The sequence below is a fragment of the Arthrobacter sp. Hiyo1 genome, from assembly GCF_001263615.2.
Lineage (GTDB): Bacteria > Actinomycetota > Actinomycetes > Actinomycetales > Micrococcaceae > Arthrobacter.
On sequence record NZ_DF952490.1, the window covers coordinates 5,540 to 8,394 of the forward strand.

A 2,855-nucleotide genomic window follows, 5' to 3' on the forward strand; every position below is an offset into this window, starting at 1 on the left:
CTCGGAAACCGAGCGGTGCGTGACCTTGCCTGCCGCGATGTTGAGGCCGGCCGCCAGTGCGGGGTCGCGGTCGAATGCAGCCCTGACGCCCAGGTTGGCCAGTGACACCGCGTAGCGCAGGGTGACGTTGGTCAGGGCGTAAGTGGAAGTGTTCGGAACGGCGCCCGGCATGTTGGCGACGCAGTAGAAGATCGTGTTGTGGACCTTGTACGTGGGTTCCTGGTGCGTGGTGGGGTGCGTGTCCTCGAAGCAGCCGCCCTGGTCCACTGCGATGTCCACCAGCACGGAGCCGGGCTTCATGCGGGAAACCAGCTCGTTGGTGACCAGCTTGGGGGCCTTGGCGCCCGGGATCAGCACGGAACCGATGACGAGGTCGGCGTCGACCACGGACTTCTCGATCTCGTATGCGTTGGAGGCGACCGTCTTCAGGCGGCCCTGGTAGAGGCGTCCAGTTCGCGGAGGCGGTTGATGTTGATGTCCAGGATGGTGACGTCGGCGCCCAGGCCCAAGGCCATGGCGGCGGCGTTGGTACCGGCAACACCGGCGCCGAGGACAACAACCTTGGCCGGGCGGACGCCGGGTACGCCGCCCAGCAGCACACCCTTGCCACCGGCCGGAGCCATGAGGGAGGAAGCGCCGACGACGACCGACAGGCGGCCGGCAACCTCGGACATGGGTGCCAACAGAGGCAGCGCGCGGCCGTCCTGGACGGTTTCGTAGGCGATGGCCGTGACGCCGGAGTTGATGAGTTCCTGGGTCAGCTCGGCCTCGGCGGCCAAGTGCAGGTAGGTGAAGAGGATCAGGCCCTTGCGGAAGCGGTGGTACTCGGCCTTGATCGGTTCCTTGACCTTCATGACCATGTCAGCGCGTGCCCAGACGTCGTCGGCCTCGGCCACGATCTCAGCGCCGGCAACCGAGTATTCCTCGTCCGTGATACCGGAGCCCAGGCCTGCGCCCCGTTCCACCAGAACGGTGTGGCCGTGGGTGCGGAACTCGTGAACGCCCGCGGCCGTGATGGCAACGCGGAATTCGTTGTTCTTGATCTCTTTGGGGACACCGATGATCATTTTGGGCTCCATCTTCGAAAGGCTTCAACGGCCTTTTTCTCTGCGGGGGACTGTGCTTCCAGAATAAATCCGCTGTGAGCCAGTCGACAGGAAAGGCGATCGTCACGGTTGCCGACTTCCCCGGAATTCCGCGGTTTTTGCCGCCCTCGACTCGACATTTGTCGATATTGAGGGCGTCAGGTGTCGCCTGATGTTCGTGGGGCAAAGTAGTGTTTTCTCCATGCAGCAAGACGTGGAGAAAATCGTTGAGGACGTAGCACTCAAGTTGGGCCGCGGCCTCTCCTTGGAAGACCTCGACGGCGTGCTGCTCGCCTACAGCTCCAACCAGTCCCACGCCGACCGCGTGCGCGTGAATTTCCTCCTCAGCAAGCGTGTCCCGGTGGACGTCAGCGCCTGGCAGCTCTCGCACGGCATCGCAACCGCGGTGCGTCCCGTCGTCGTACCAGCCAATGAAGAACTCGGGATGGTCGGGCGGGTTTGCGTCCCGTTGCTGGTGCGCGGATTCCGTGTGGGATACCTCTGGGTCCAGCAGGACCTTGACGAGCAGACCGCGACGGCGATACTCGCCGAATTGCCCGGCGTCCGTGACGAGTTGGACCTCCTCGCGGGGTTGCTGCTCGATTCCAACACGGCGGAATCGGAGTTCCGGCGCCGCCGTGAGCAGGAATTCCTCGCTGCATGCCAAGGCGAGTCCAACGCGGTGGCGGCCGTGGCGGGATGGAAGGAGATCCAAGGCAGGGGACCGTGGCAGCTGGTTACCGTGCTCGATGCTGCGGACAGCGGCGGTGTCTCTGATCCGATCGCGGCGACCCTGACACACCGTTCCGCCGCACTGCAGGCCACTATCGGGGTCGATTCCGTGCTTTTCAGCGCCGGGACTGAGACGCACTCGGTCCTGTTGTTCCGCGAAACGGGCGGACGGGCAGAGCATGCCCAGGTCCTGGTCCACTATCAGCTGGAACTCGCCAAGCGCGCCGGCCGAAAAGTGGACCGCGTCATTCTTGGCATCAGCGAGCCGTTTTCGGCTATTCGCCAACTGGGCCGGGCGTACCGGCAGTCGAAGCTCGCGGCCCAGGCTGCCGCCGTCGATCCTCCGCTCGGCGAGCTCGTGGACAGCCGCTCGGCCGGGATCTATCAGTTGTTCGAACGGCTACAGGCGCCCGGGGGGTGGGACGATTCGGGTTCCGTGCACTTCCAGGAGATCGAGGACGCCGACCGCAACGGCGAGCTGCTGCCCGTGCTCGAACTGCTTTACGACAGCGACGGCTCCGTTCAGGATGTGGCCTCGAAGCTCCACCTGCACCGCAGCAGCATCTACAACCGACTGGCCAGGGTCCGCCAGCTTATCGGAGCGGATCCGCTGAATGGCGCCACCCGGCTCGAACTCCACGCAACGCTCAAGGCGCGCCGCTGGGCTGGCCGACCGCGGATTTGAAGCGCAGGTACCGGAAACCGCGCTGGCCTACTTGTTGAACTGCCTCAACTGAAGGCTGCAGCGCCAGCGGTCCGGGCGGTGCTGAATCATCTGCGTCCGGGTGTTCCGGCAGCATCGTCCGTGCCACTCGACGGCAAATGCTCGATGCCCTCCCATCCTCACTGCAGTGCCTTGGTTGCTGCGTCCAGAATCGACCCAAGATCGACGCCCGGTTGGGTAGGCGGTGGCGTCGGTGTGGGGCTGGCCGGGGTCCGTGGCTTCCAAGAACCTGTGGGTGCGGGAGTCGGAGACGCTGGATCCGTCGGATCCGGTGTCGGGGTTGGGCTAGCGGGTCCGGTCGGACCGGGGCTGGG

At 65.0% G+C, this 2,855-nt stretch carries 1 protein-coding gene and 1 pseudogene; one reads left to right on the forward strand and one right to left on the reverse strand.

The window, feature by feature from the left end; all coding sequences use genetic code 11:
• Positions 1–1,067: pseudogene (gene ald / locus AHiyo1_RS23855) on the reverse strand (alanine dehydrogenase); the annotation flags it as partial.
• A gap of 220 nt (positions 1,068–1,287) precedes the next feature.
• Here ald and AHiyo1_RS23860 point away from each other — a divergent pair.
• Positions 1,288–2,502, forward strand: coding sequence for a PucR family transcriptional regulator (locus AHiyo1_RS23860; RefSeq protein ID WP_059390274.1), 1,215 nt, complete (start codon positions 1,288–1,290; stop codon positions 2,500–2,502).
• The last annotated feature ends 353 nt before the right edge of the window (positions 2,503–2,855 follow it).